Below are 23,632 nucleotides of genomic sequence, written 5' to 3'. Positions count from 1 at the left end.
TAAAAAGTATTTTTTAGACAGCTTTTTTATGCTTCCCCATTCCATTCTGCGTAAAATTGAGCTAAAAAGTCTTTCATGTATTGATGGCGATTTGCAGCAATTTTACGTCCCGTTTGGGTGTTCATTTTATCTTTTAAGAGCAGTAATTTCTCGTAAAAATGATTGAGTGTAGGTGCTTCTGAAGCTTTGTATTCTGAAGGACTTTGGTGTAAATTAGGTTTAATTTCAGGATCGTATAAAGCCCTGTTTTTAAATCCGCCGTAATTGAAGGTTCGAGCAATACCAATTGCTCCTAGTGCATCTAAGCGATCTGCATCTTGCACTACCGAGAGTTCGTCAGAGAAAAAGACTTGTTTTTTATGACCGCCTTTAAACGAGATATTTTCAATAATTTTTACAACGTGTTGGATGATTTCTTCGGAAACATTTTCGTCTTCAAGAAACTGGCGTGCCTTCCTAGGACCTACGGTTTCGTCACCATCGTGAAACTTAGAATCTGCAATATCGTGAAGCAAGGCGCCCAACGCAACGATTGTAGGATCTACGTTTTCTTCCGAAGCAATTAAAAGAGAATTTTTATACACCCGTTCAATATGAAACCAATCGTGACCGCCTTCAGCATCTTTGAGTTCCTTTTTTACAAAGGCAATCGTATTAGCAATAAGTGGTTGTGATATGTTTGACTGTGCCATCTTAGTTTTCTACCGCATCTTTAATGGTTTTTTCTACCACTTCAATACAACTTTTAGAATTTTCGAAATCTGAAATTTTTAGCGCAGGATGCACCGTGTGTTTTAAGTGTACTCCTAATGGCATCGGAAACATTCCGTAGCGCTGTAGTTTCCATGAATTATTAACGGTTATAGGCACTACATAAGCTTCAGGAGCGTATTTAAATAGAATTTCTAACCCTTTGTACCGAAATTCTTTAGGAACGCCGTTTCGGCTTCTCGTTCCTTCAGGAAAAATAACACCGCTATACTTGGTTGCTGATAAATATTTAGCAAAACGCGTCATTTCGGTAATGGCCTGTCTCGGGTTCTTCCGATCAATTAACGCAGCACCTCCGTGGCGTAAATTATAGGAAATTCCAGGAAGTCCTTTTCCTAATTCAATTTTAGAAACAAATTTGGGACTAAATTTTCGCAGGTACCAGATAATGGGCGGAATGTCCCACATACTTTGGTGGTTGGAAACAAAAATAATAGGAGCATCTTCTGGAAGCGGCTCAAGAATTGTCATGGTAAAACGGGTCCCTAATACGTTTAGACACCGTAAAATGGTCCAATTAAAATAATCGACACTTTTTTTAAAGGCATGGTAGCCAAATAAACGCAGACAGATGACTTCTAATGCGTGAAAAAAGAGCATGCTTAGACCGAAAAAGAAATAAAATAGAACGGTGAAAGGATACGAGAGTATTTTAGAAAGTTGTTTCATTGCGTGTCAAAAATAAAAAACCGTTTCCAATTAATTAGAAACGGTCTTATAAATTTTGTATATCCGTAGTATATCATAGACGATTATTTTTGTGTCATTCCGAATTTAGTTCGGAATCACATCAAGAAGATAATAAAATAGTTGCGTTGCGAACCTGAAACAAGTTCAGGTTGACATACTATAATAGAATAGATTACGGAAAAGTGATATAACTATTTTAAAGTCCTTTAACAGGAAAAGCGATTAACAAAACTCGTCAAAAGCACCTTTTAAGTTTTCAGCAATCATTCCGGCTTGACGGCCTTCAATATGATGACGCTCTAGCATGTGTACTAACTCTCCATTTTTAAACAACGCCATAGACGGTGAACTTGGAGGGAAAGGAACCATTTGTGCACGAGCAGCATCTACAGCTTCTTTGTCAACACCTGCAAAAACAGTCACTAAATGATCTGGAGTTTTTGCATTCTGTAATGACATTCTTGCTCCTGGACGTGCGTTAGCAGCAGCACAACCACAAACAGAATTTACAACCACTAGTGTTGTTCCTTCTTTGCTTAATGCATTCTGTACGTCTTCTTCTGTATGTAATTCTGTGAAACCTATATTGGTAAGGTCTTCACGCATTGGTTTAACTAATTCTGGTGGATACATAATAAAAGTGTTTAATTAATGTAACAAATTTGCTACAAAGATAACTTATTTAGAGGGTTTTTAAGGTGCGTTTTCAGCTTTACACAGCAAGCAATTACGTTAAATAAGTGCTAATTTTAAAAACGAACACTAGCAAAAGGCTGTATAGTTTACATTGAAAATCCTACCTTTGGTCGCTAATACATACTATAAATTACAAAAAATATGATTCGTTGGGTGGGAGCCATTTTAGGCTATTTACTATATAGATTTCCTGGAGCTGTTATTGGCTTTATAGTGGGAACTGTTATTGAAAGTTTTGGAAAGAAAGACGGTGGTGGATTTCAAAACGTGTTTCAGCAACAAAAAGCGGAGGTAACTCCTGCCGATTTTGAATTAAACCTACTCTCTCTTGCTTCTTTGGTGATTAAAGCAGATGGTACGGTGAGTCAGAGCGAATTGGATTTTGTACGTCAGTATTTTGTGCAATCCTACGGAAAGGAACGTGCAAACGCAACGTTTAAGGTTTTTAATGAAGTTATTAAGAAGCGAGAGGTTTCCGCAGTGAATATTTGTAATGTGTTGCGCCAACGAATGCGCTATGAATCTAGATTGCAAGTGCTTCACTTTTTGTTTAGCATAGCCAATGCAGATGGCGTGGTTACTGAAATTGAAGTAAATGAAATTAATAAAATAGGAGGCTTTTTAGGAATCAATTTCCGTGATTTTGAAAGCATTAAAGCCATGTTCTTTAAAAATCCAGATAGCGCCTACAAAATTCTTGAAATAGAACGGACTGCTACCGATGCTGATGTAAAGAAAGCGTACCGCGAAATGGCAAAAAAATACCATCCAGACAAACTACAACACATGGATGAAGCCTACCAAAAAGGTGCTGAAGAGAAGTTTAGAAAGGTGCAAGAAGCCTACGAACAGCTTCAAAAGGAACGCGGGTTTTAGGATAAATACCATTTAAACGTATTGTTTTTTATGTAATAAGGTGTTTTTATGGCTCTATTTTTAGGTTAGACTAAAAATAAGTTTTTGTAAACGCATTAAATAGATTTACCTTTGCCGTATGTTTACACATGCAGAAGAAAATTATTTAAAGACTATTTATCATTTGGAGCACGAACTGAAAGGGGAAGTGAGTACCAATGCCATTGCCGATCGAATGGAAATGAAACCATCGTCGGTAACCGATATGATTCAGAAATTGGCAGATAAAGAAGTGGTTTCCTATAAAAAATACAAAGGAGCCGTATTGACCGCACAAGGAAAAAAAGTGGCTGCAGCCGTTATCAGAAAACATCGGCTTTGGGAAGTATTTTTAGTTGAAAAGCTGAACTTTCATTGGGATGAGGTGCACGAAATTGCAGAACAGCTTGAGCATATAAAATCGGACGAGTTAGTAACCCGCCTTGATAAATTCCTTGGGAATCCAGATTTCGATCCGCATGGAGATCCTATTCCAGACAAGCATGGAAATATGAAACGGACTGAAAAGAAACTGCTTTCAGAATTAAATAAAAACCAGCGAGGCATTTGTGTTGGTGTAAAAGAAACTACGACAGAATACCTTCAATATCTGGACAAAAAGAAAATCAGTATCGGAACCAAAATAACCGTGCTTGGAAAAGAGTTTTTTGACGGTTCTATGGTGATTCTAGTAGGAAGAGACCAGTTTTTTATATCTAACAAGATAGCAGAAAACCTATACGTTCAAACAAATTAAGGCTATGAAAAAGTGTATGGTAATTTTTCTATTAGCAGCTCCCTCCTTAAGTGTCGCACAAGAAAACGAGACTGTTGAAGATTTGGTAACCGACAGACCCGACGCAACAGAGTCGTCGCGAGCAGTACCTTTACATTCGTTACAAGTTGAAACTGGAATTTTTTACGAGTCATTTAAAGAAACAGAGTCTCATTTTGAAACAATTGGGTACAATACAACTTTATTACGGTACGGACTCTTTAAAAATTTTGAACTACGGGTTGGCTGGAATTTAGAAGAAACAAGAACCACTTTTACTAATAGTCAGTTAGCGGATGTGGCAAGTGGTTTTTCGCCTCTTTTATTAGGAATGAAGGTTGAATTACTTGAAGAAAATGGGTGGATGCCCGAAATTGCTTTGTTAGGTCATATACAAATGCCCTTTTTAGCGGCAACAGCGTTTCGCCCTGAAAATACAGGAGTCGATTTTCGATTTTCAGCAGCACACACGCTTAGTGAAGCATCGAGTATTGGCTATAACTTAGGGGCACAATGGGGAAATGACTCTCCAGAGGCGGCCTACGTATATACATTGGCGTACGGGTATAGCCTTACCGACAATATTGGCCTTTATGCCGAAGTTTATGGAGACCTACTAGAAAACAGCAAGGCGAATCACTTTTGTGACGCCGGAATTACCTATTTAATAAAGAAAAACATACAGCTAGACGCTACCATAGGTAGGAGCTTTACCGAAGGACAAGATCTTTTGGTGAGTGCAGGCGTTAGTTTCCGAATCCCAAAATAAATAACATGAAAAAAATACTCAGTATACTGCTCGTTCTTACGGTTATAAGTTGTAAAAATTCCACCGAAACCTCTGGAAAACTTAAAGTAGTAACCACCACGACCATGGTGACCGATTTGGTAAAAAATATTGGTGGTGATTTGATCGAAATAGAAGGTTTGATGGGTGCTGGTGTAGATCCGCATTTGTACAAAGCAAGCGAAGGTGATGTGTCTAAATTGTTTCAAGCCGATGTTATTTTTTACAATGGGTTGCATTTGGAAGGTAAACTTGTAGAGGTGTTTGAAAAAATGGAAGCACAGCAAAAAAAGACGGTCGCTTTGGGTGATTTTTTAAACAAAAAGGAGTTGATTGCTTCGGAATATTTCGCGTCCAATTACGATCCGCACGTGTGGTTTAACATTCAGTTTTTTAAACAATTTGCTGAAAAAGTAACACAGGTACTTTCAGAAGAAGATCCAATCAATGCGGAAGCTTATAAAACGAATAACGCTACCTTTCAGAAGAAGTTAGATGCCTTAGAAGAAGAAGTAAAAGCGACAATTGCAACCCTTCCGAAGGAGAAAAGAATTTTAGTGACTGCACACGATGCTTTTAATTACTTCGGAAACGAATACGGATTCGTGGTTGTTGGCTTACAAGGAATATCGACTGCAACGGAAGCAGGTGTACAAGATGTGCAACGCCTTTCCGAATTTATCATTACTAACAAAGTAAAAGCTATCTTTATAGAAAGCTCTGTGCCGCGTAGAACGATTGAAGCTTTGCAACAAGCGGTGCTTTCAAAAAATCATGAAGTTGTCATAGGAGGCTCGCTTTACAGTGATGCTTTGGGTGATGCAAATTCAGTAGAAGGAACTTATATAGGAATGTTTACCTCTAATGTGAACATCATTGTAAATGCCCTTCGTTAAAAAGCAAAAGTATGGATGAAACTAAATTAGCTATAAGTGTAGATGATCTTACCGTAGCGTACGATTATAAGCCGGTGCTTTGGGATATCGATCTAGCCGTTCCAGAAGGAGTGCTCATGGCAATTGTGGGTCCTAACGGCGCAGGAAAATCAACGCTTATAAAAGCCATTTTGGGTATTATCAAACCCATTGCTGGAAGTGTTGCTATTTATGGAAAACCTTACGAAAAACAACGAAAGTTAGTTGCCTACGTACCACAAAAAGGAAGTGTCGATTGGGATTTTCCAACCACGGCCATTGATGTGGTGATGATGGGAACCTACGGAAGCTTAGGATGGATTAAACGTCCGGGACAAAAGGAAAAGAAAGCCTCCTTGGAAGCCTTGGAAAAAGTGGGAATGCTGTCCTTCAAAAACCGACAAATAAGTCAGTTAAGCGGCGGACAACAGCAGCGGGTGTTTTTGGCGAGAGCCTTGGTGCAAAATGCCTCTATTTATTTTATGGACGAACCATTTCAAGGCGTAGATGCGACCACCGAAATAGCCATTATCAATATTTTAAAAGAATTGCGAAAAGCAGGAAAAACGGTAGTTGTAGTGCATCACGATTTACAAACTGTTCCCGAGTATTTTGATTGGGTGACTTTTTTAAACGTGAAAAAAATCGCGACGGGTCCTGTAAAAGAAATTTTTAACGACGATAACCTAACTAAAACCTACGGAATTAATTACAAAGTTGCCGTTAATAAGTAGTTAGTAGCTTTTAGGACGCTTCGCTTGTAAAAAACAAAAGACATAATTTTTGATCACAAATCACCAAAATGATCAGTGGCTTTAAAAGAAAATTAAAAGAATAATTTAGCAATAAACTATAAGCAATGACCATCACAGAATATTTTAACCTCTTATTTACAGATTACACCCTTCGTACTATTACGTTGGGAACAGCTGTGTTGGGGGCTATCTGTGGTATGTTGGGGAGTTTTGCCGTACTTCGGAAGCAAAGTTTATTGGGCGATGCTGTGTCGCATGCGGCACTTCCTGGAATTGCGATTGCCTTTTTAATAACGGGAACAAAAGATAGTAATGTATTGTTATTGGGAGCCTTGGTAAGTGGTTTGATTGGAACGTTTTGGATTCGGGGAATGATTACCAAAACCCATTTAAAAACAGACACGGCTTTAGGATTGATTTTGTCTTTGTTTTTTGGCTTCGGAATGTTACTGCTAACGTTTATTCAGAAAATGCCGAATGCAAATCAGGCAGGGTTGGACAAATATCTCTTCGGACAAGCGGCAACTCTTGTTGAAAGTGACGTAAAAATCATGATTATTGTAACGGGTGTTTGTCTTTTTATTCTCTTGTTATTTTGGAAAGAATTTAAAATTCTATTATTCGATCCCGATTATACCAAAACATTGGGGTTTAATACTCGGTTTATAGATGTTCTCATCACCTTTTTTATTGTACTCGCCATTGTTTTAGGATTACAAACGGTTGGGGTTGTGTTAATGAGTGCCTTATTATTGGCTCCTGCAGCTGCGGCGCGACAATGGACAAACAGTTTAGGATTTATGGTTTTTCTTGCGGCTATTTTTGGTGCCTTTTCAGGGGTATTAGGAACTGCTATAAGTGCAACACAGAATAACCTTTCAACAGGGCCGGTTATTGTTTTGGTGGCAGCAGTGTTTGTAATTTTCTCTTTTATCTTCTCGCCAGGTCGCGGATTGTTGTTTCGTGAAATTCGTTTCAGAAAAAACAGAAAAGATTTACAGCTTAAAAAAACGCTTCAGTTTATGTACGGGATTGTTGAGTCTCACGAAAATATTTCGCATCCACACGCCATTCGAATTTTGAATAATTTTCATGGTTATACAAAAGGCTCGCTTAGAACCTTAGAAGAGAAAGAATGGATCACAATATCGGGACAGCAATGGGCACTTACCCAAAAGGGGTTTGACGAAGCAAAGGATATGTATAACCAACAGCTAAAAAATGACTAATCCACAAATCGAAATACAATTAATAGCGTCACTTGTGGCGGTTGCATGTGCGATTCCGGGAGTGTTTTTAGTGCTTCGGAAAATGGCGCTGATTAGCGATGCGATTAGTCATGCGATTTTACCCGGAATTGTAATTGGGTTTTTTATTACACAAGATCTTAATTCACCACTTTTAATTTTACTAGCAGCAATTACGGGTGTTATCACTGTTGTTTTGGTAGAAACCATTCAAAAGACGAATCTGGTAAAAGAAGATACCGCCATCGGACTTGTATTTCCAGCGTTGTTTAGCATTGGGGTGATTCTAATTGCTAAAAACGCAAATGATGTGCATCTCGATGTGGATGCCGTGTTGTTGGGCGAACTGGCCTTTGCGCCTTTCGATAGATTACTTGTTTCTGGGGTGGACTTAGGGCCAAAATCATTGTGGGTCATGGGAACCGTGCTTCTAATTACATTGGTTTTATTATTTCTGTTTTTTAAAGAATTAAAAGTAAGTACGTTTGATACGGGCTTGTCTTCGGCAATGGGTTTTTCTCCATTGGTACTTCATTACGGACTCATGTCGGTATCGTCGGTTACAGTGGTGGGTGCTTTTGATGCCGTGGGAGCGATATTAGTCGTAGCCTTAATGATTGCACCCGCAGCGACATCGTATTTGCTTACGAGTGATCTCAAAAAAATGCTCGGACTCTCCATTTGTTTTGGGGTTTTTGCAGCTATTGCTGGCTATTGGTTAGCGCATTGGTTGGATGCTTCAATTTCGGGATCTATGACCACGGTGCTCGGATTGATTTTTTTACTGGTGTATTTGTTTGCACCAAGCAAAGGACTTTTAGCGGTGTTGTACCGTCAAAAACAACAACGAAAAGAGGTTTCTTTAATTACTTTTTTGTTGCATTTAAACAACCATTCCGAAGAAGAGGAACGCCACATAAATCACTTAAACGAACACATAAATTGGAAAAAACTACGGTCTAAGGGAGTGTTAGATTTTGCGACAAAAAACAATATGATTCGTATTGAAAACGATGTTGTTTCCCTTACTGAAAAAGGCGAAGAATTTACCAATTTAGCGATTGAATACATCCTTACCAACAAGGACGAACACATTGAACACATTAAGGATGATTTCTTCTTATTTAGGGGATAAATCACAAATTAGTTGAGGTCATTTCTTGTTTTGGCACCCAAGCTTTACTGAAACTTAAAAGTTTGGCATCATTTTTTCCTATATCTTTAAGAACAAAAAACAAGTTATCATGAAAAAGTCATTAATCATACTCCTACTTTTAATCGTTACGGTTGGTTTTTCACAAGAAGACCCGATACAAGTGCCTCAAATTGGGGTAAAGGTAGCTGTGGGACAAACCGTGCAGTTTGAGAAAGCCTCGGTTACCTTTATAAAAGTAATTGCCGATTCGCGTTGTCCTAAAAATACAACTTGTATTTGGGCGGGAGAGGTAAAAGTCTTAGCCTCGGTTACAGAGGATGGGAAAGAGCCGAAAGAAGTTGAATTGGTCTTTGGAAAAGAAGTTCAGAATACTTTGATTTCTTCTGAAGGATATACGCTAAAATGTTTGTCGGTAACACCGTATCCATCATCTGAAGATAACGGCGAACGTGACTATGCGTTATTAGTTTCCGAAGGGAAATAAGAAATTAATGGCACCCACAATCTGATTTCCCACATTTTGTTTTTCCTCCATCTAAAGTGCCTGTCGTTTTTTGACGGGCTTCAAAAATAGGGTTCCAAACAAATTTTTTAAGAACATAGCCCAATGCGAGGCAAAATGTTAGTAATACAAGTATTGTTTGCATAACGTTTAACTTTTATTTTAATAATTGATACGCACCTAATGCGACTACATACGCAATGGCAGACATTGCAAAGAGTTGCCACATAGGCCATTTCCAACTGTTTGTTTCCTTTTTTACAACGGCTAACGTGCTCATACATTGCATGGCAAAGGCGTAAAAGAGTAATAGTGAAATTCCGCTTGCAAAATTAAACAATGGAGTTCCTAATACGGGATTTACCTCTGCGGCCATTCTATTTTTTATGGTTTTTTCATCTTCACTTCCCACGCTATAAATGGTAGCAAGTGTCCCTACAAATACTTCTCTAGCGGCAAACGAACTGATAAGTGCAATTCCAATTTTCCAGTCGTATCCTAACGGACGTACAGCAGGTTCAATCGCTTTTCCAAGAATACCGATGTACGAATTTTCTAATTTGAAAGATGCAATTTTGGTTTCAAGTTCTTCTTCGGAAAGGTTATTCGTAACATTTTCTTGGGTTACAATCGCTTCTGCTTTGTTGAAGTCACCAGGTCCGTAAGAAGCTAATACCCAAAGAATAATAGAAATTGCTAAAATGATTTTTCCAGCACCGAGTACAAACGACTTGGTTTTTTCGATCACGGTAATAAGCACATTTTTAGGCATCGGAAGCTTGTAATTGGGCATTTCGACCACAAAAAATGTTTTGGTTTTTATTTTAAGAATTTTATCGAGAAGGTAAGCCGAAAATATGGCGGCTCCGAAACCTAGCAAGTATAAAAACATTAACGTTAATCCTTGGTAACTGAAGATTCCTAGAACGCGACCTTCAGGAATTACAAGTGCAATAATGATAAGGTACACAGGCAATCTTGCCGAACAGGTTGTAAAGGGTGTTACTAAGATCGTGATAAGGCGTTCTTTCCAGTTTTCAATGTTTCGGGTTGCCATGATTGCTGGAATAGCACAAGCAGTACCAGAAACTAAAGGCACAACACTCTTTCCGCTTAATCCGAAACGACGCATGATACGGTCCATTAAAAAGACGACACGACTCATATAACCACTTTCTTCCAAAATGGAGATAAAGAAAAACAAAAAGGCAATCTGCGGAATAAAAATTACAATTCCGCCCAGTCCTGGAATGATTCCTTCAGCAATCAAATTGGTAAAGTCACCAGGAGGAAGCGTTGTTTTCATCCATTCGCTAAGGGAAGCAAACGTACTATCTATAAAGTCCATTGGATAACTACTCCAATCAAAAATAGCTTGGAACATTAAGAGTAAGATTCCGAAGAAAATAAAATACCCCCATACTTTATGAATGAGTACGCGGTCTAATCTGCTTCGTAAGTCTTTCGCATTGGCGGTATCTATGGTAAGCGTTTCTTTTAAAACTCCATTGATAAATTGATAACGCGCAATGGTTTCTTTCTGTTGCAAACGCTTCAGAGTGCTTTCCGACTCTGTTTTAAAACTTGCAACGCCTTGTAGTTCTTTACGCTCTAACTTTCCGAAGTTAACATCTTGCGTAATAACCAACCATAATTTGTATAAATCTTGGTTTGGAAACACTTTCCGAAGGCGATCAAAATATTCGGGCGCAATGGCAGAAGCATTTAAACACGGTTTTGTTGAGATTGTAGCGTGGTTTGTAATAAGCTCTTTAAGGGTGTCGAAACCAGTATTTTTTCGAGAACTAATAAGGGCAATTTTGGTTTCCAGTTTTTGCTCTAATCGTTCAACATCGAGAGAAATTGCTTTCCGTTCCATTCTGTCTGCCATGTTAACAGCAAGAATGGTAGGAATACCGAGGTCTTTTATTTGAGTGAAAAGAAGAAGGTTTCTTTTTAAGTTTTCAATTTCGGAAACAACAATTGCTACGTCTGGAAAATCTTTATCGTTTTTATTGAGTAAAAGTTCAATAACCACATTTTCGTCTAGAGAAGAAGCGTTTAGGCTATAGGTACCTGGAAGATCAATAATATGTGCCTTTAGAGATCTAGATAAAGTACAGGTTCCTTGTTTTTTTTCAACCGTAATCCCTGGATAATTCCCTACTTTTTGATTTAGACCGGTAAGTCTATTAAAAACAGAGGTTTTCCCAGTATTCGGGTTTCCAATAAGCGCTACGTTTATTTGTTTTGCCATCTTTAAGGGATCAATTCTATTTCAATTTGGGCGGCTGTTTCTTTTCTTATTGCTAAATGACTTCCGTTAATGTTGAGGTATAATGGATCCTGAAATGGAGCCGTTTGAACTAATGCAATTTCGTTTCCAGGAAGGCATCCCATTTCCAATAATTTAAGAGGAACTACATCTATAGAAAACTCTTTAATAATGGCACGTTGCCCTTTTTTTAACGATGCTATAGTCAACATTTGTGTTATTTAGATTGATTTTAAACAAGGCAAAAGTAAGTGAAAATGTGCAGGTAAGAAAACATTTACGTTTAAAAAGTTAGTCTTCCTGTTTTAAAGTCGCAATGTCTTCCAAAAGTTGCTCAATTGCTACTGGATCTGTACCGTCATAAAACCCTCGAATCCTTTTTTTGGTGTCTACCAAGACAAAGTTTTCGGTGTGAATGAGGTCGTATTGATCGTATGGATTGTCTTTTGCGGCTAAGTATGATTTTCGGGCTAGGGTATAAATTTGTTTTTTATCACCAGTAACGAGGTTCCATTTGGAATCGTCAACACCTTTTTCTAGTGCGTATTTTTTAAGTTGCGCTACGGAATCTATTTCGGGCATTACTGTATGTGACAGTAATAGAACGTTGGTATCGTTTTTTAACTTTTCCTGAATTTCTGCCATGTGGCCTGTCATGATTGGGCAAATTGTTTGACAGGTGGTAAAAAAGAAATCGGCAACGTAAATTTTATTTTTATAATCTGCTTGTGTAATGGTTTTTCCATTCTGGTTTAGAAGCGAAAAATCGGCAACTGTGTGGTATTTTTTTACATGTTGAATGGTACTATCTACCATTTCAACATTTACCTGTGCGGGTTGAAAAATAGGAAGTGTTTTTACGGGGTTTAGAATCGAATAAATGATAGAAATAATGATTGCTGAAAGTACAAGAAGTACGACTGCAAAAAACTTGTATTTAGAAAAGAATTGAAGCATTAAGCAAAAATAATTATAAGAATTACAAAGTTATGTGACATTTGTCACAAAACATCAGAAGTCATTATCGTATTTTTAAAGAATCTTAAATCTTTTCTTTTTTAAATAGTTCAGTATGAAAAAAATTACTTTTCTCGCCGCAGTTTTATTTTCTATAGGGCTTCATTCTCAAGTGGTTCAAGACAAATTACCTTCCATTGTTGAGGCAGAAACGAAGGCTGCACTAAATAGCATACAAGGTTCAAAAAACCTAAACACGGGTAATTATGATCTTAAATACCACCGACTTGAATTAACCGTCGACCCTAATGTTGCTTTTATTTCGGGAGATGTTACGTCTCATTTTGTTGCCAAAGAAAATCTTAGTGAAGTTACCTTTGAGCTTACTAACAACATGGTCGTTTCAGAAGTAATTCAGAGAGGAAATAATTTAAGTTATGTTCAAAATACAGATGATGAAGTTGTAATTACATTACCACAAGTACAAAATACTGGAGTATTAGATTCGTTGACCATTCGTTATTCGGGAAATCCAATTAGCTCTGGATTTGGTTCTTTTGAACAAACAACACACAATGGCGACCCAATTATTTGGACGCTTTCAGAGCCCTTCGGAGCAAAAGGATGGTGGCCTTGCAAACAAGATCTTAACGATAAAATAGATATGATAGATGTATATATTACTTCGCCTCAATTTAATCCTTCCAATGAAGAATATATAGCGGTGAGTAATGGTTTGGAGCAAAGTCAGGTAGTAAATGGTAGTATGAAAACCACGCATTTTAAGCATCAGCACCCTATTCCAGCTTATTTAATTGCCATAGCCGTGACCAATTATGAAGTTTACACCCATGAGGTTGCCAATAATGGGAACCCTTTTGATATCGTAAACTATGTGTATCCTGAAGATTTATCCTCTTGGCAAGCTAATTCAGGTGTTACGGTAGATATTATGAATTTATTCACCGATTTGTTTGAAGAATACCCTTACGCCAACGAAAAGTACGGGCATGCCCAGTTTGGTTGGGGTGGTGGAATGGAACATACAACAGTTTCGTTCATGGGAAGTCATTCTAGAGATTTGATTGCACATGAATTGGCACATCAATGGTTTGGAGATAAAGTTACCTGCGGAAGCTGGAAAGATATTTGGTTAAATGAAGGATTTGCTACGTATTTAACGGGATTAACTGTTGAAAATTTAGATGGTGATACTGCTTTTAGATCTTGGAGGCAGAGTAAAATATCAAGCATTACGTCTCAAACAGATGGTGTCGTTTATATTCCAGACAATGATACGACGAGTGTAAATAGAATTTTTAGCAGTCGTCTGACTTACAACAAGTCTTCGATGGTGTTGCATATGTTGCGAAAAAAAGTAGGAGATGCACTTTTCTTTCAAGGCCTTCAAAATTATTTAAGTGATCCAAATTTTGCGTATAATTACGCCAAAACACCCGATTTTATAGCAAAAATGGAGGATGTTAGTGGAGAGGATTTAACAGAGTTCTTTGACGATTGGATTTATAATGAAGGGTATCCAAGCTATACCATTGAATGGAATCAACCCACAGCGAGTCAAGCCTCCATTACAATTAATCAGTCGCAAAGCCACTCGTCGGTAAGTTATTTCGAGATGGGTGTTCCTATACGACTTCGTGGGGCTAACGGTGAGGTTTTAGATGTGGTATTGGAGAATTCGACCGATGGTGAAAACTTTTTGGTGGATGTAACATTTCCAGTGACTTCAGTGTTATTCGATCCTGATCGACATGTAATCTCTCGTAATAATTCGGTGGTTTTAGGCTTCAGTGATTCTCAGATTTCTTCGGAATTTTTAGTGTTTCCGAATCCTTTCCGAAGTGAACTTCAAATTAAAAAACCAAACAATATAACTATCTATCGTATTGAAATTATAGATGCCTTAGGAAGAACAATTATGGTCCCTAATGTTCAGAATTCATTGAATTTAGAAGGACTGCCTTCTGGAATGCATTTTGTAAAATTTGAAACAAGTGCGGGAATGGTTTATCGGTCTGTCGTAAAAAAATAACAAACAAGCTATTGCTTTCAATACCAATTAGAAGAGGCGAATTTGCGAATCTGTGAATAATGCCTATTTCAATATTTGTGACTTATTCTTAAAATTTTTTTCACAACCTTTAAAAGGTTACTTTTGCACGTTCAATTTCTGTCGTGCGTGTTGCTTTGACAGAGAAATTGTTTTCGGTTCAGTTTTTGAATACAGTGTGTTCACGAATCGTATGACAAGTATTGTATTTACTAATTTTTTTAAGAAACTATGAGTCCATTTGCCGTTAAAGCAATTCAGCTATTATTAAGCTTATCTCTTTTAATTGTCCTTCATGAATTGGGACACTTTATTCCCGCTAAATTATTTAAAACTCGTGTAGAGAAATTTTTCTTGTTTTTTGATGTCAAGTTTGCACTTTTCAAAAAGAAAATAGGGGATACTGTTTACGGAATTGGTTGGTTGCCACTTGGAGGTTATGTAAAAATCTCGGGTATGATCGATGAGAGTATGGACAAAGAGCAGATGGCACAACCGCCACAACCTTGGGAGTTTAGAAGTAAGCCAGCTTGGCAACGATTAATTATAATGTTGGGTGGAGTTACCGTAAATATTATAGTAGGTTTTGTTATTTATATGGGATTGTTGTACTTCTACGGAAGAGATATTACAACCAATGCTGATATTCCGGAAGGATTTTCAGTAGCCCAACAATTTAAAGAGTACGGTTTTAAAGATGGAGACCATATACTGAAAGTGAATGGTGAAGATTTTGAAAACGTAACTCAAATTAACAAGTACTTGTTTTTAAGAGATGTCTCTACGGTTGAAGTAAAACATAAAGAAGGTACTATTGAAACACTTTCGGTACCAGAAGATGCAGGAACAATAATGTTTAAAAACGATGTTTTAAAACCGTTCCAGCCACTTAGAAAAGCCGTGATTGATACGGTAGCACCCGAATTTCCAGCTGCAGCAGCAGGATTTAAAAATGGGGATGTGGTTCTAGCAGTAAACGGAAGCACAATAAAATACTGGCATGAATTTACAGAGAATGTGACCAAAAATAAAGGAAATGAAAATACGGTTGTTGTTTCGCGCAACGGTCAGATAGATACTTTAAAAGTTACAGCAACTGAAACAGGTCAAATTGGCGTTCAAAATTTTGCGAAGGAACTACAAGGAAAAGGAACGCATCTTACTTACGGTTTAGGCGAAAGTATTACTGGAGGGGTAAGTTATGGATACAACATATTAAAAGATTACGTAAAGCAATTTAAATATGTGTTTACCAAAAAAGGAGCGACACAAGTTGGTGGTTTTGGAGCCATAGGAAACCTTTTCCCAGACACATGGGATTGGATGAGCTTTTGGGAAACAACCGCGCTTATATCGATTATCTTAGCGTTTATGAACATCCTGCCGATCCCAGCATTAGATGGAGGGCACGTAATGTTTTTACTGTATGAAATAGTAACAGGACGTAAGCCTAATGATAAGTTTATGGAGTATGCACAAATGATTGGATTCTTTATTTTAATTGCTTTGGTACTGTTCGCAAATGGGAACGATATCTATCGCGCAATTTTTAATTAAAAAAAAGCGAAATTGTTTTGCGACATTTTAAAATTAAATTATATTTGCAACCGCTAAAAGATTAATTCTTTTAATTTTCTATATGAAATTCCTCTTTAGCTCAGTTGGTTAGAGCATCTGACTGTTAATCAGAGGGTCCTTGGTTCGAGCCCAAGAAGAGGAGCGAAAACAAAAAGCCACTAGAAATAGTGGCTTTTTTTATGCCTTTTTTTGAAAGATTCTTCATTTAAGTACGTTTCCAAACAACTTTATTTTAAATGTTATTTATTTGTATCTTAGTGACATACTGATATGGGTGGCGAATGCGATTACTTCGGAACCTCCATAAATTAAATGTATTTATAAATTGATTTAAATATTGAAAGATGAACACAACATTGAAAAAACTTAAAAAAGGTGTTTTACTTACACTTGCGGCAGTACTTACAACGGCATTCGCATACTCCCAGAGTAATTGTAGTAAATTTTATCCCATCGAAGAAGGAACCGCCTTTCAATACACCAACTATAATAAAAAAGGAAAAATAGAAGGGACTGTAGATTATACGATATCGAAGGTGACTGCAGAAGGTTCTGCCACCAATGCTACCTACGATATGAAATACCTAGATAAAAAAGGGAAAGATCTTTTTGAGACGAATTTTAATATCCTTTGCGAGAACGGTATGGTTCGTATCGATTATAAATCATTGTTCCCATCGCAAATGATGCAGCAATACACAGAAATGGGGCTTGAAATGGATATTACCGGTACAGATATCGAACTTCCAAACGACTTAAGCGTAGGTCAAGAGCTTCCGGATGCTAATTTAACCGTAGCTATGAACATGGGCGGTATAAAAATGAATACGGTTGTTGATCAAACAAATCGAAAAGTAGAGAAAAAGGAACGTGTAACCGTAGAAGCAGGTACTTTTGACTGCTTTTTAGTAACAGAAACCTCCATTTCGAAAACCATGGGGATGACTATCGAAATGGAGACCAAGCTCTGGTTAGCCGAAGGGGTAGGAATGGTGAAACAAGAAAGCTATAAAAAGAATGGAGCGCTAACAAGCCGCATGGAATTGACCAAGTTTGATAAATAAGTAATTCTTTTATTTAGTTCGTATTAGAAAACCTTCCGAAGTAAATGCTAAAAAAGGAATGAGAGTATTAAAAACCATTAGAAATAGTGGTTTTTTTTATGCGCTTTTCTGAAAAATTCTTCATTAAAATAAGCGGTTTACGATACACTCTACAAGGTCTTCTATATATAGAAACGGATTATAATCATTTCATAAAAAGTTTAATATTTCATTAATAATTCGAATTAGGTAATTGTACTACAACTGGTTTTCAGGTAATTATACGCTAATAATAAGGAGTGATGCGGTATAACTTTGGATTATTATTAACCAGTTAAATTATAAAATTATGGCAGCAACGCTAAAAAGTTCGACAGAAGGATTCTACAATACAATGTGTGAGGCTCTTCATTTAAGTAATAAAGAATTTCAACTCATACAAGGAGTTTTACCAGTACAATCTGACGCATCCGGTTTGTATGATTTTATTGACGGTATTCCACCAAAATCTGTTGCAACATTGTATACCAGCAATCCTGTAAATGGACTAAATGGAAATATGCAAATTGTAATTGGAGATGCTAAACCTGGGTTTTTAGTAACCCTTGCGGAAAAAAATTATTCAAACCCAAAATATTGGGTTGATGGAAATATCGCTGTAAACCCAATTTATACACCGCCATTTGCAGCTTTATTGAAACAAGTTGCTGCAGGTTCTGGAGGTAAAATCAAATTTGATTCTGCTACAGCCGATAGTAATGTCAGTGATTCTTGGGCAAATAGCGCTTCTGAAGCTGGGGTTGGATTTTGGGGTGTCAAGTCTAGTAGTGTTTCTGAATCGTTAAATTCAAAAGCTTCTACTTCTAGAATAACCGTGGATGCTGTTTTTGACAAGTTTGCATATTTACCAGTACGTGCTGGAGGTTGGTTTACACAGGGATTTTTTACAGATCAGTATCAAAACCCAACCAAATGGACGAGTGGTCAAGCGGCTTGGGATAAGGTTTTTGGACCTAAAGGATCTTGTCAAAATTTGGCAAATCAAGTCTTTTTGGTTAATGGCTATACCATAACGGTTACGTCACATGCAACGTATTCTGAATCTGAATATCACATGATATCAAAAAGTAGAGATGTTAACGTTTGGCCTTTCTATACTTCATCGAAACATTCTTTGGCCGTTCAATCACACCACCACAACGAAGACAAATCAATCACTACAACGGTTACTTGTAAGCCAGGAAGCTTACAAATAATGGGGATGGGTGTTGTTGCCACTAAAGTAGCGATGCAAGGAGGATCTAACTCTAGATTAATCTAGTTTCTTTAAATTTAATTCATGAGAAAACACAAAATAGAACATTTTGTGTTTTCTTGTTTTAACTACTTTTTAAACAGTGATTCAAGATAATCAAATGACTTATTAAGAAAAAGGATTCTTCAAATCAACGGAATTTCGTCAATGGTAACATAGTTATTTTGAAGTGCATAAATAACAAGTCCAGCAATATTTTTAGCCTCTGTTTTTAATAATAAATTACTTTTATGACCTTCAACAGTTCTGGGAGAAATAAAAAGTTTATCACTTATTTCTTTAGCCGTTTTTTGAAGGCAAATAAGTTTTAATACTTCGGCTTCTCTTTCTGTTAAAGGATTTTTTCGAGCTGCAAGAGGTTTTGGAGATTTCGACGAAATTTGTTCTCGCATCATGTCCACTTGATCTGGCATAAAAGAAATTCCTTTTTCGTGAACCTCTCGTATCACATTAATTAATTGTTGTTGTGAAATTCCTTTCGGAATAAATGCTGAAACTCCCGTTTTTAGCATAAAACCCATAAATGATAATTTGTAAAAAGATGACATCACAATTACCTCAATATCCGGATAGGATTGTTTTAATAGACTTGTTACTTCAGCACCATTTAGTTCTTTCATTTTAAAATCTAAAAGTACTACCTGCGGTTTTAGATCCTGCAGTTTAATTTTAGACAAAAACTCTTCACCACTTGTGGCAGTGAATATCACTTCGAACCCAGATTGGGCATTCACAAAGTCCTCTAATAAGGAAAGTATTAGAGAATCATCGTCAACAATTGAAACTAGAATTGAACTCATATCGCTACTTCTTTAAATATTAACAAAGACACGGTGCCTTTAAGTGGTTTCGATTTAACTTTATATGCTCCTTTAAGGTATTGTACTCTAGATTTAATGTTTTTTAAGCCCAATCCTTTAGCATTTTCACCTGTACTAAATCCCTCTCCATTATCTGCTATTTTTATAAATAGTTGCTTTTTTGTTTCCCTTAGGCAAATAATTACTTGAGATGCCTTTGCGTGCTTTATAATGTTATTAAATAGCTCTTGTAAAATACGAATCACTTGAATTTTAAAATCTGTAGTGTATTCATATTGCACCCTTTGATCAATGTTAAATTGTACTGCAGTTTTTAACTTTAATGGGTCTATCATTTCTTTGACAAGGTCAACGAGAGAGGTGTATTCTAATATTGGTGGACTTAAATCGTGAGAAATGTTTCTTGCCAGTTCAATACTTGTGTCAATTAAATCTGAATATTTTGTAATATCAGAATTGTTTTCTTGATGTATTTTTATGGCAATTAGTTTTCCTATTAAAGCGTCGTGTATGTCTGAAGCAATTCGTTTCCGTTCATTTTCTTGAACTGTGATACTTGTTTTTAATAAATCTTCTTGATACTTCGTTTCTGCTTCTGCCTCTGCAATTTTAGTTCGAATAATTTTTTTAAAAATTAATCGAACCAATACCGCAATAAATGTTAAAAGAAGTACTAAAAACAATACAGTTATGATTACCCACAACGTAATTGTTTCTGGTTTTTGCCATGGTTCCATAAAAAATGTATCATAATTATATAAAAAATGAGCAATATTAAAGTCCGCAATAACCATATATAATATATGGATTCTTGATTTCCATTAATCAAAAAGTTTAAAGGAAGTAATAGGATTAATTCCAACGTAAAATAAGCCATAATCAATAGGTTTAAATTGATTAAGGGTATCGAAATTTTATATTCACGATACAGCACTTCTATAAAGTAAATGAGTACCATTAGTACAACTAAAAAAGAAGAAACCACTTTTGAGTACGATTGAAAATTAAAGATATTTTGAAAATTAGTAGAAAGTGTTTCCGTTAAAACATACCCGAGTCCAATAACCGTGAGAAGTACAATGATTTTCTTCTTTTCAATAATGTGATAATAGATAAATGAAAATGTAACTAGTTCTACCAAACTTATTACAATAAACAAGAATAGGTTGTTATGCGACATGGAAGCTAAATATCTTGACAATAGGTCGATGCCTAGGTTTACTGCAAGAAAAAAAAAGAGAACACGATAGATGTACTGAAGGTACTTATAATAGTAAACCCCAATACAAATTCCAATTAAGAGAATAACGGGTGAAGCATAGGTTAGTGATTCTGCAAGCTTAGAGATTTTCATACAATTCCTAAATCAACTAAAACACCAAAATTTTTATATTCTAAACCATCACCTCCAAACGGAGGAACAGGTCTCGCTAAATCTTCAAATGAAAATGCAGGCTTCACGCCACCATTCAACACTTTTGAAACAGTATTCACTAAGGTCTGAGTTGCCGTGTTGTACACTACTAAATCTGCTTGGTAGTTACCCGACCCATCTTTTTTTAAAGCTAAAAAACAATTGTGAATGTCATTAATTTCGAAATCATTAGCATTAATTTCAAACGCTTGTACAATATTATTTTTATCAGAATCCACAGAAAAATTATCTGAAATCCATGCGTTTCTTTTGCTATCATCAATCCAATTATTCACCCATTTATTTGCTGAAGACCAATCGATAAACTTCGTTTCAGTAGGCGGTTGAGTACTTTGCGGAAGACTATATTTTAACTGCTTAATTTGAGAAGAGTACACCCAATTAAATTTTTTATTGGCATCATCGCTTGAAGAAATAAAATAAAAATGAAGATTCCTTGAAGCATCACAAGCGACATAAATATGAAATGATTTTATATCGGCAGTAGGTTTTATAAAATGAAACATATTACCTTGTAGATTAAAAATACTTTGTACTTCTTCTTCCTCTTTACGAATTGTATTCCATAAAGTGATATATTCAGTTTGTACATTTAGCGTAGGGAGATTTTTAGAACTTACTTTTACATTTTCCATGATAATTTTTTAAGGACCATCGGCACCTTTTTTAGTATATTACAAACAATAGGATATACAAAAAAAAGCAGACGGAGTATTTATTAAAATACTGATTAGCAACTATTTAAATGTATGTCTAAAAATAAAGAATTGCTATACGGGTAATTACGTATTTTGTGTTTTTTGAATAAAAAGTTTTGTTTCTGAAAAAAAGAGAGATATCCTTCAGCTAAAAGCTAAGAGGAAAAATATAAACGTAGCGCTTTTTTTATTTTCAAATTCTCGATGAGAACCCTCAAATTCTCATTCATCATTATTTGCTAGAATTCTTAATAGTACATTCGTTATACAATTGAAATATTATGAAATTAAAATCTATCCTTCTCTTTTTCTTTTTTATAAATCTTCATGCGCAACAAAATGTATTGGATAGTCTTCAGTTAAAAATCAATGAAACCACCAGTGTAATTGAACGTGCTGAATTATTGAATGCCCTTTCAGATCAATACAAATATAGTGACCCTAATGAGATGCTTAAATATGGTGAAAAAGCGCTTCAATTAGCTAAAAATAATGCCTTTAAGATTGAAGAAGGAAAAGCATACTTAAACATTGGAACGGCTTATATTATTCTAGGGAATTATGAAAAGTCGTTAGACCACTTTGTGTGGGCTAAAACTGTTTTTGAAGGGATAGAGACTACCTCCCAACCTGCTAAAGAAATCACCCAAGGTATAGCGAAAGCTTATGGTGGTATGGGAATCGTTTTTTCTGAACAAAGCAGCTACGATAAGGCATTACAATATTATTTAATTTCTGCGAAGTTGTATGAAGAATTAAAGGATGAAGGCCAAACTTCTAAAATATACAATAATATTGGGGTTGTTTATAAGTCTAAATCGTTAGATGAGAAAGCGCTTATTTATTTTATAAAAGCTAAGAACATTCAAGAAAAATTTCAAGATCCTAATAGTGGAATCACCCTGACCAATATTGCTAATATTTATGTGAAACAAAATAAATTAGATGAAGCCTTTGAAAATTATACAGCCGCAAAACAATATTTAGATCAATATCCAAATCCTCGAGCTTTAGGAGAATGGTATAATAATTTAGGAGCGTATTATGTACTTAGAAAAGACGTTGCATTGGCTCAAGAGAATTGGGAAAAAGCAATTACTACTTTTGAACGTATAGATGACAGCTTCGGTTTAGCAGATACATATCTTCATTTGGCTCAATTTCACTTAGATCAGAAAGAAGATAACAAAGCGCTAAGGATGGCTGAAACCGCATTAAAGTTAGCAACTAAAATAAATGTGTTAGAACAAAAAGCAGTTTCAGAAAAACTCCTAAGTGATATCTATGCTCAGAAAGGGGAGGTTTCAAAAGCATTGTTGCATTACAAAAAGTTTAGTGTTGTAAAGGATAGCTTAACAAAAGAAAGTGACATTCGGAAATCGGTTGAAGCCGCTATGAATTATGAGTTTGAAAAGAAAGAATTGCTTCAAAAGGAAGCCAATAGTAAAAGAGAATTACTCTTAAAAGAAAAAGTAAAAACAACAAGGACCCAATTGCTTTTTGGAGCTTTAATTGTGTTACTATTAGCTGGAATTGGATTTTTAATTTATAACCGAAGCCAGCTTAAAAAGACGTTAACTCTTCAGAAAGAACTTGCCGAATATGAACAAAAAGCATTGCATTTACAAATGAACCCTCATTTTGTGTTTAACTGTTTAGGATCTATTTCAAGTTTTATTGTTCAAAATGGTACCGATTCTGCAATTAAGTATTTATCAAAATTCTCAAAGCTGATGCGATTAACACTTGAGTATTCAAAAGAATCTTTAATACCCATTGATAAAGAGATTGAAAGCTTGCAAAATTACCTAGAGTTGGAACAGTTAAGGTTTAATAATAAATTCAATTTCAGTATTCAAAAAGACTCAAATATTGAAGATGATGTAGCGCTTCCTCCGCTATTAATTCAGCCTTTTATTGAAAACGCTATTATTCATGGTGTAATACCTAAAAAGACACAGGGAGTTATTTCCATTGATTTTTCAGTAACAAAAACAGCCTTAAATTGTGTTATTATTGACGATGGAGTAGGCATAAATCAATCACTTAAAAACAAAGAAAATTTTGTGCTAGCGCACAAATCTATGGCTTTAGATATTATAAAAAAGAGGTTGGAGATGATTGCTGAGGTTACAGATAAAGAAGCTTCCATAGAGATTGAAGAACTGACCAAAGACGCCAAAATTATTGGGACTAAAGTTGTTTTAACGTTGCCATTGCAATACATAGAAAATTAATATAATACAGAACAC

Annotated in this window: 24 protein-coding genes and 1 tRNA gene; 14 read left to right on the top strand and 11 right to left on the bottom strand. The window is 36.0% G+C overall.

The window, feature by feature from the left end:
* Nucleotides 1-26: 26 nt before the first annotated feature.
* The 3 genes from BLQ00_RS03630 to BLQ00_RS03620 form a co-directional block, all read right to left on the bottom strand.
* Nucleotides 27-692, bottom strand: a complete 666-nt coding sequence (locus tag BLQ00_RS03630) for an HD domain-containing protein (RefSeq protein WP_093140623.1) — start codon at nucleotides 690-692, stop codon at nucleotides 27-29.
* Between the two features lies 1 nt (nucleotide 693).
* On the bottom strand, nucleotides 694-1,440 hold the full coding sequence (locus BLQ00_RS03625; protein WP_093140620.1) for a lysophospholipid acyltransferase family protein: 747 nt from the start codon (nucleotides 1,438-1,440) through the stop codon (nucleotides 694-696).
* Between the two features lie 243 nt (nucleotides 1,441-1,683).
* Nucleotides 1,684-2,094 carry a BrxA/BrxB family bacilliredoxin gene (locus BLQ00_RS03620; protein WP_093140618.1) on the bottom strand — a complete coding sequence of 137 codons (411 nt, stop codon included), beginning with the start codon at nucleotides 2,092-2,094 and terminating at the stop codon, nucleotides 1,684-1,686.
* Between the two features lie 204 nt (nucleotides 2,095-2,298).
* On the opposite strand from BLQ00_RS03620, the gene BLQ00_RS03615 reads away from it, so the two are divergent.
* From BLQ00_RS03615 to BLQ00_RS03580, 8 genes are all read left to right on the top strand, one after another.
* Complete coding sequence (locus BLQ00_RS03615) at nucleotides 2,299-3,033, top strand: TerB family tellurite resistance protein (RefSeq protein WP_093140615.1); 735 nt, start codon at nucleotides 2,299-2,301, stop codon at nucleotides 3,031-3,033.
* Between the two features lie 118 nt (nucleotides 3,034-3,151).
* Nucleotides 3,152-3,808: a metal-dependent transcriptional regulator gene (locus BLQ00_RS03610; protein WP_093140612.1), complete on the top strand. Its 657-nt coding sequence runs from the start codon at nucleotides 3,152-3,154 to the stop codon at nucleotides 3,806-3,808.
* 4 nt (nucleotides 3,809-3,812) lie between these two features.
* Nucleotides 3,813-4,595 (top strand): transporter, encoded by a 783-nt coding sequence (locus BLQ00_RS03605; RefSeq protein WP_093140610.1) that lies wholly within the window; start codon nucleotides 3,813-3,815, stop codon nucleotides 4,593-4,595.
* Between the two features lie 5 nt (nucleotides 4,596-4,600).
* Nucleotides 4,601-5,509: a metal ABC transporter solute-binding protein, Zn/Mn family gene (locus BLQ00_RS03600; protein WP_093140607.1), complete on the top strand. Its 909-nt coding sequence runs from the start codon at nucleotides 4,601-4,603 to the stop codon at nucleotides 5,507-5,509.
* An 11-nt stretch (nucleotides 5,510-5,520) separates the two neighbouring features.
* Nucleotides 5,521-6,261, top strand: coding sequence for a metal ABC transporter ATP-binding protein (locus BLQ00_RS03595; protein ID WP_093140604.1), 741 nt, complete (start codon nucleotides 5,521-5,523; stop codon nucleotides 6,259-6,261).
* Between the two features lie 125 nt (nucleotides 6,262-6,386).
* Nucleotides 6,387-7,511, top strand: a complete 1,125-nt coding sequence (locus BLQ00_RS03590; RefSeq protein ID WP_093140602.1) for a metal ABC transporter permease — start codon at nucleotides 6,387-6,389, stop codon at nucleotides 7,509-7,511.
* On the top strand, nucleotides 7,504-8,664 hold the full coding sequence (locus BLQ00_RS03585) for a metal ABC transporter permease (RefSeq protein ID WP_093140599.1): 1,161 nt from the start codon (nucleotides 7,504-7,506) through the stop codon (nucleotides 8,662-8,664). The genes BLQ00_RS03590 and BLQ00_RS03585 overlap by 8 nt, the downstream gene beginning before the upstream one ends.
* A 109-nt stretch (nucleotides 8,665-8,773) precedes the next feature.
* The gene (locus BLQ00_RS03580) at nucleotides 8,774-9,169 is read left to right on the top strand and encodes a hypothetical protein (protein WP_093140597.1); all 396 of its coding nucleotides are present in this window, start codon (nucleotides 8,774-8,776) and stop codon (nucleotides 9,167-9,169) included.
* A 4-nt stretch (nucleotides 9,170-9,173) separates the two neighbouring features.
* Here the strand turns inward: BLQ00_RS03580 and BLQ00_RS17535 are convergent, their stop codons facing one another.
* The 4 genes from BLQ00_RS17535 to BLQ00_RS03565 form a co-directional block, all read right to left on the bottom strand.
* Entirely contained in the window at nucleotides 9,174-9,332 is a 159-nt protein-coding gene (locus BLQ00_RS17535) for a hypothetical protein (protein WP_175445405.1), read from the bottom strand.
* A gap of 12 nt (nucleotides 9,333-9,344) precedes the next feature.
* Nucleotides 9,345-11,444 carry a ferrous iron transport protein B gene (gene feoB, locus BLQ00_RS03575; RefSeq protein WP_093140595.1) on the bottom strand — a complete coding sequence of 700 codons (2,100 nt, stop codon included), beginning with the start codon at nucleotides 11,442-11,444 and terminating at the stop codon, nucleotides 9,345-9,347.
* A gap of 2 nt (nucleotides 11,445-11,446) precedes the next feature.
* Nucleotides 11,447-11,674: a FeoA family protein gene (locus BLQ00_RS03570; RefSeq protein ID WP_093140593.1), complete on the bottom strand. Its 228-nt coding sequence runs from the start codon at nucleotides 11,672-11,674 to the stop codon at nucleotides 11,447-11,449.
* 79 nt (nucleotides 11,675-11,753) lie between these two features.
* Nucleotides 11,754-12,419: an SCO family protein gene (locus tag BLQ00_RS03565; protein WP_093140591.1), complete on the bottom strand. Its 666-nt coding sequence runs from the start codon at nucleotides 12,417-12,419 to the stop codon at nucleotides 11,754-11,756.
* A 115-nt stretch (nucleotides 12,420-12,534) separates the two neighbouring features.
* On the opposite strand from BLQ00_RS03565, the gene BLQ00_RS03560 reads away from it, so the two are divergent.
* The 5 genes from BLQ00_RS03560 to BLQ00_RS03540 all read left to right on the top strand — a co-directional run bounded on the left by BLQ00_RS03560 (nucleotide 12,535) and on the right by BLQ00_RS03540 (nucleotide 18,432).
* On the top strand, nucleotides 12,535-14,472 hold the full coding sequence (locus BLQ00_RS03560; protein ID WP_093140589.1) for a M1 family metallopeptidase: 1,938 nt from the start codon (nucleotides 12,535-12,537) through the stop codon (nucleotides 14,470-14,472).
* 249 nt (nucleotides 14,473-14,721) lie between these two features.
* Nucleotides 14,722-16,047 (top strand): RIP metalloprotease RseP, encoded by a 1,326-nt coding sequence (gene rseP, locus BLQ00_RS03555; RefSeq protein WP_093140587.1) that lies wholly within the window; start codon nucleotides 14,722-14,724, stop codon nucleotides 16,045-16,047.
* A gap of 89 nt (nucleotides 16,048-16,136) precedes the next feature.
* A tRNA-Asn gene (locus tag BLQ00_RS03550) sits at nucleotides 16,137-16,210 on the top strand.
* Between the two features lie 202 nt (nucleotides 16,211-16,412).
* Nucleotides 16,413-17,132 (top strand): TapB family protein, encoded by a 720-nt coding sequence (locus tag BLQ00_RS03545; RefSeq protein WP_093140585.1) that lies wholly within the window; start codon nucleotides 16,413-16,415, stop codon nucleotides 17,130-17,132.
* A 328-nt stretch (nucleotides 17,133-17,460) separates the two neighbouring features.
* A complete protein-coding gene (locus tag BLQ00_RS03540; protein WP_093140583.1) occupies nucleotides 17,461-18,432 on the top strand; it encodes a hypothetical protein in 972 nt (323 codons plus the stop codon).
* Between the two features lie 119 nt (nucleotides 18,433-18,551).
* Here BLQ00_RS03540 and BLQ00_RS03535 read toward each other — a convergent pair whose 3' ends face one another.
* From BLQ00_RS03535 to BLQ00_RS03520, 4 genes are read right to left on the bottom strand one after another with little or no spacing between them, the layout of a single operon-like run.
* The gene (locus BLQ00_RS03535) at nucleotides 18,552-19,226 is read right to left on the bottom strand and encodes a response regulator transcription factor (RefSeq protein WP_093140581.1); all 675 of its coding nucleotides are present in this window, start codon (nucleotides 19,224-19,226) and stop codon (nucleotides 18,552-18,554) included.
* The gene (locus BLQ00_RS03530) at nucleotides 19,223-19,984 is read right to left on the bottom strand and encodes a sensor histidine kinase (protein ID WP_093140579.1); all 762 of its coding nucleotides are present in this window, start codon (nucleotides 19,982-19,984) and stop codon (nucleotides 19,223-19,225) included. Before BLQ00_RS03530 ends, BLQ00_RS03535 begins: the two co-directional genes overlap by 4 nt.
* Nucleotides 19,942-20,601: a hypothetical protein gene (locus BLQ00_RS17530; RefSeq protein WP_093140576.1), complete on the bottom strand. Its 660-nt coding sequence runs from the start codon at nucleotides 20,599-20,601 to the stop codon at nucleotides 19,942-19,944. The genes BLQ00_RS03530 and BLQ00_RS17530 overlap by 43 nt, the downstream gene beginning before the upstream one ends.
* On the bottom strand, nucleotides 20,598-21,317 hold the full coding sequence (locus BLQ00_RS03520; protein ID WP_093140574.1) for a hypothetical protein: 720 nt from the start codon (nucleotides 21,315-21,317) through the stop codon (nucleotides 20,598-20,600). The genes BLQ00_RS17530 and BLQ00_RS03520 overlap by 4 nt, the downstream gene beginning before the upstream one ends.
* 344 nt (nucleotides 21,318-21,661) lie before the next feature.
* Here BLQ00_RS03520 and BLQ00_RS03515 point away from each other — a divergent pair, with 344 nt between their 5' ends.
* On the top strand, nucleotides 21,662-23,617 hold the full coding sequence (locus BLQ00_RS03515; RefSeq protein ID WP_093140573.1) for a tetratricopeptide repeat-containing sensor histidine kinase: 1,956 nt from the start codon (nucleotides 21,662-21,664) through the stop codon (nucleotides 23,615-23,617).
* The last annotated feature ends 15 nt before the right edge of the window (nucleotides 23,618-23,632 follow it).

It is taken from the genome of Ulvibacter litoralis (genome assembly GCF_900102055.1).
GTDB lineage: Bacteria > Bacteroidota > Bacteroidia > Flavobacteriales > Flavobacteriaceae > Ulvibacter > Ulvibacter litoralis.
The sequence above is the reverse complement of the archived record's forward strand: the minus strand, read 5'-3'. Positions and strand labels throughout refer to the sequence as shown.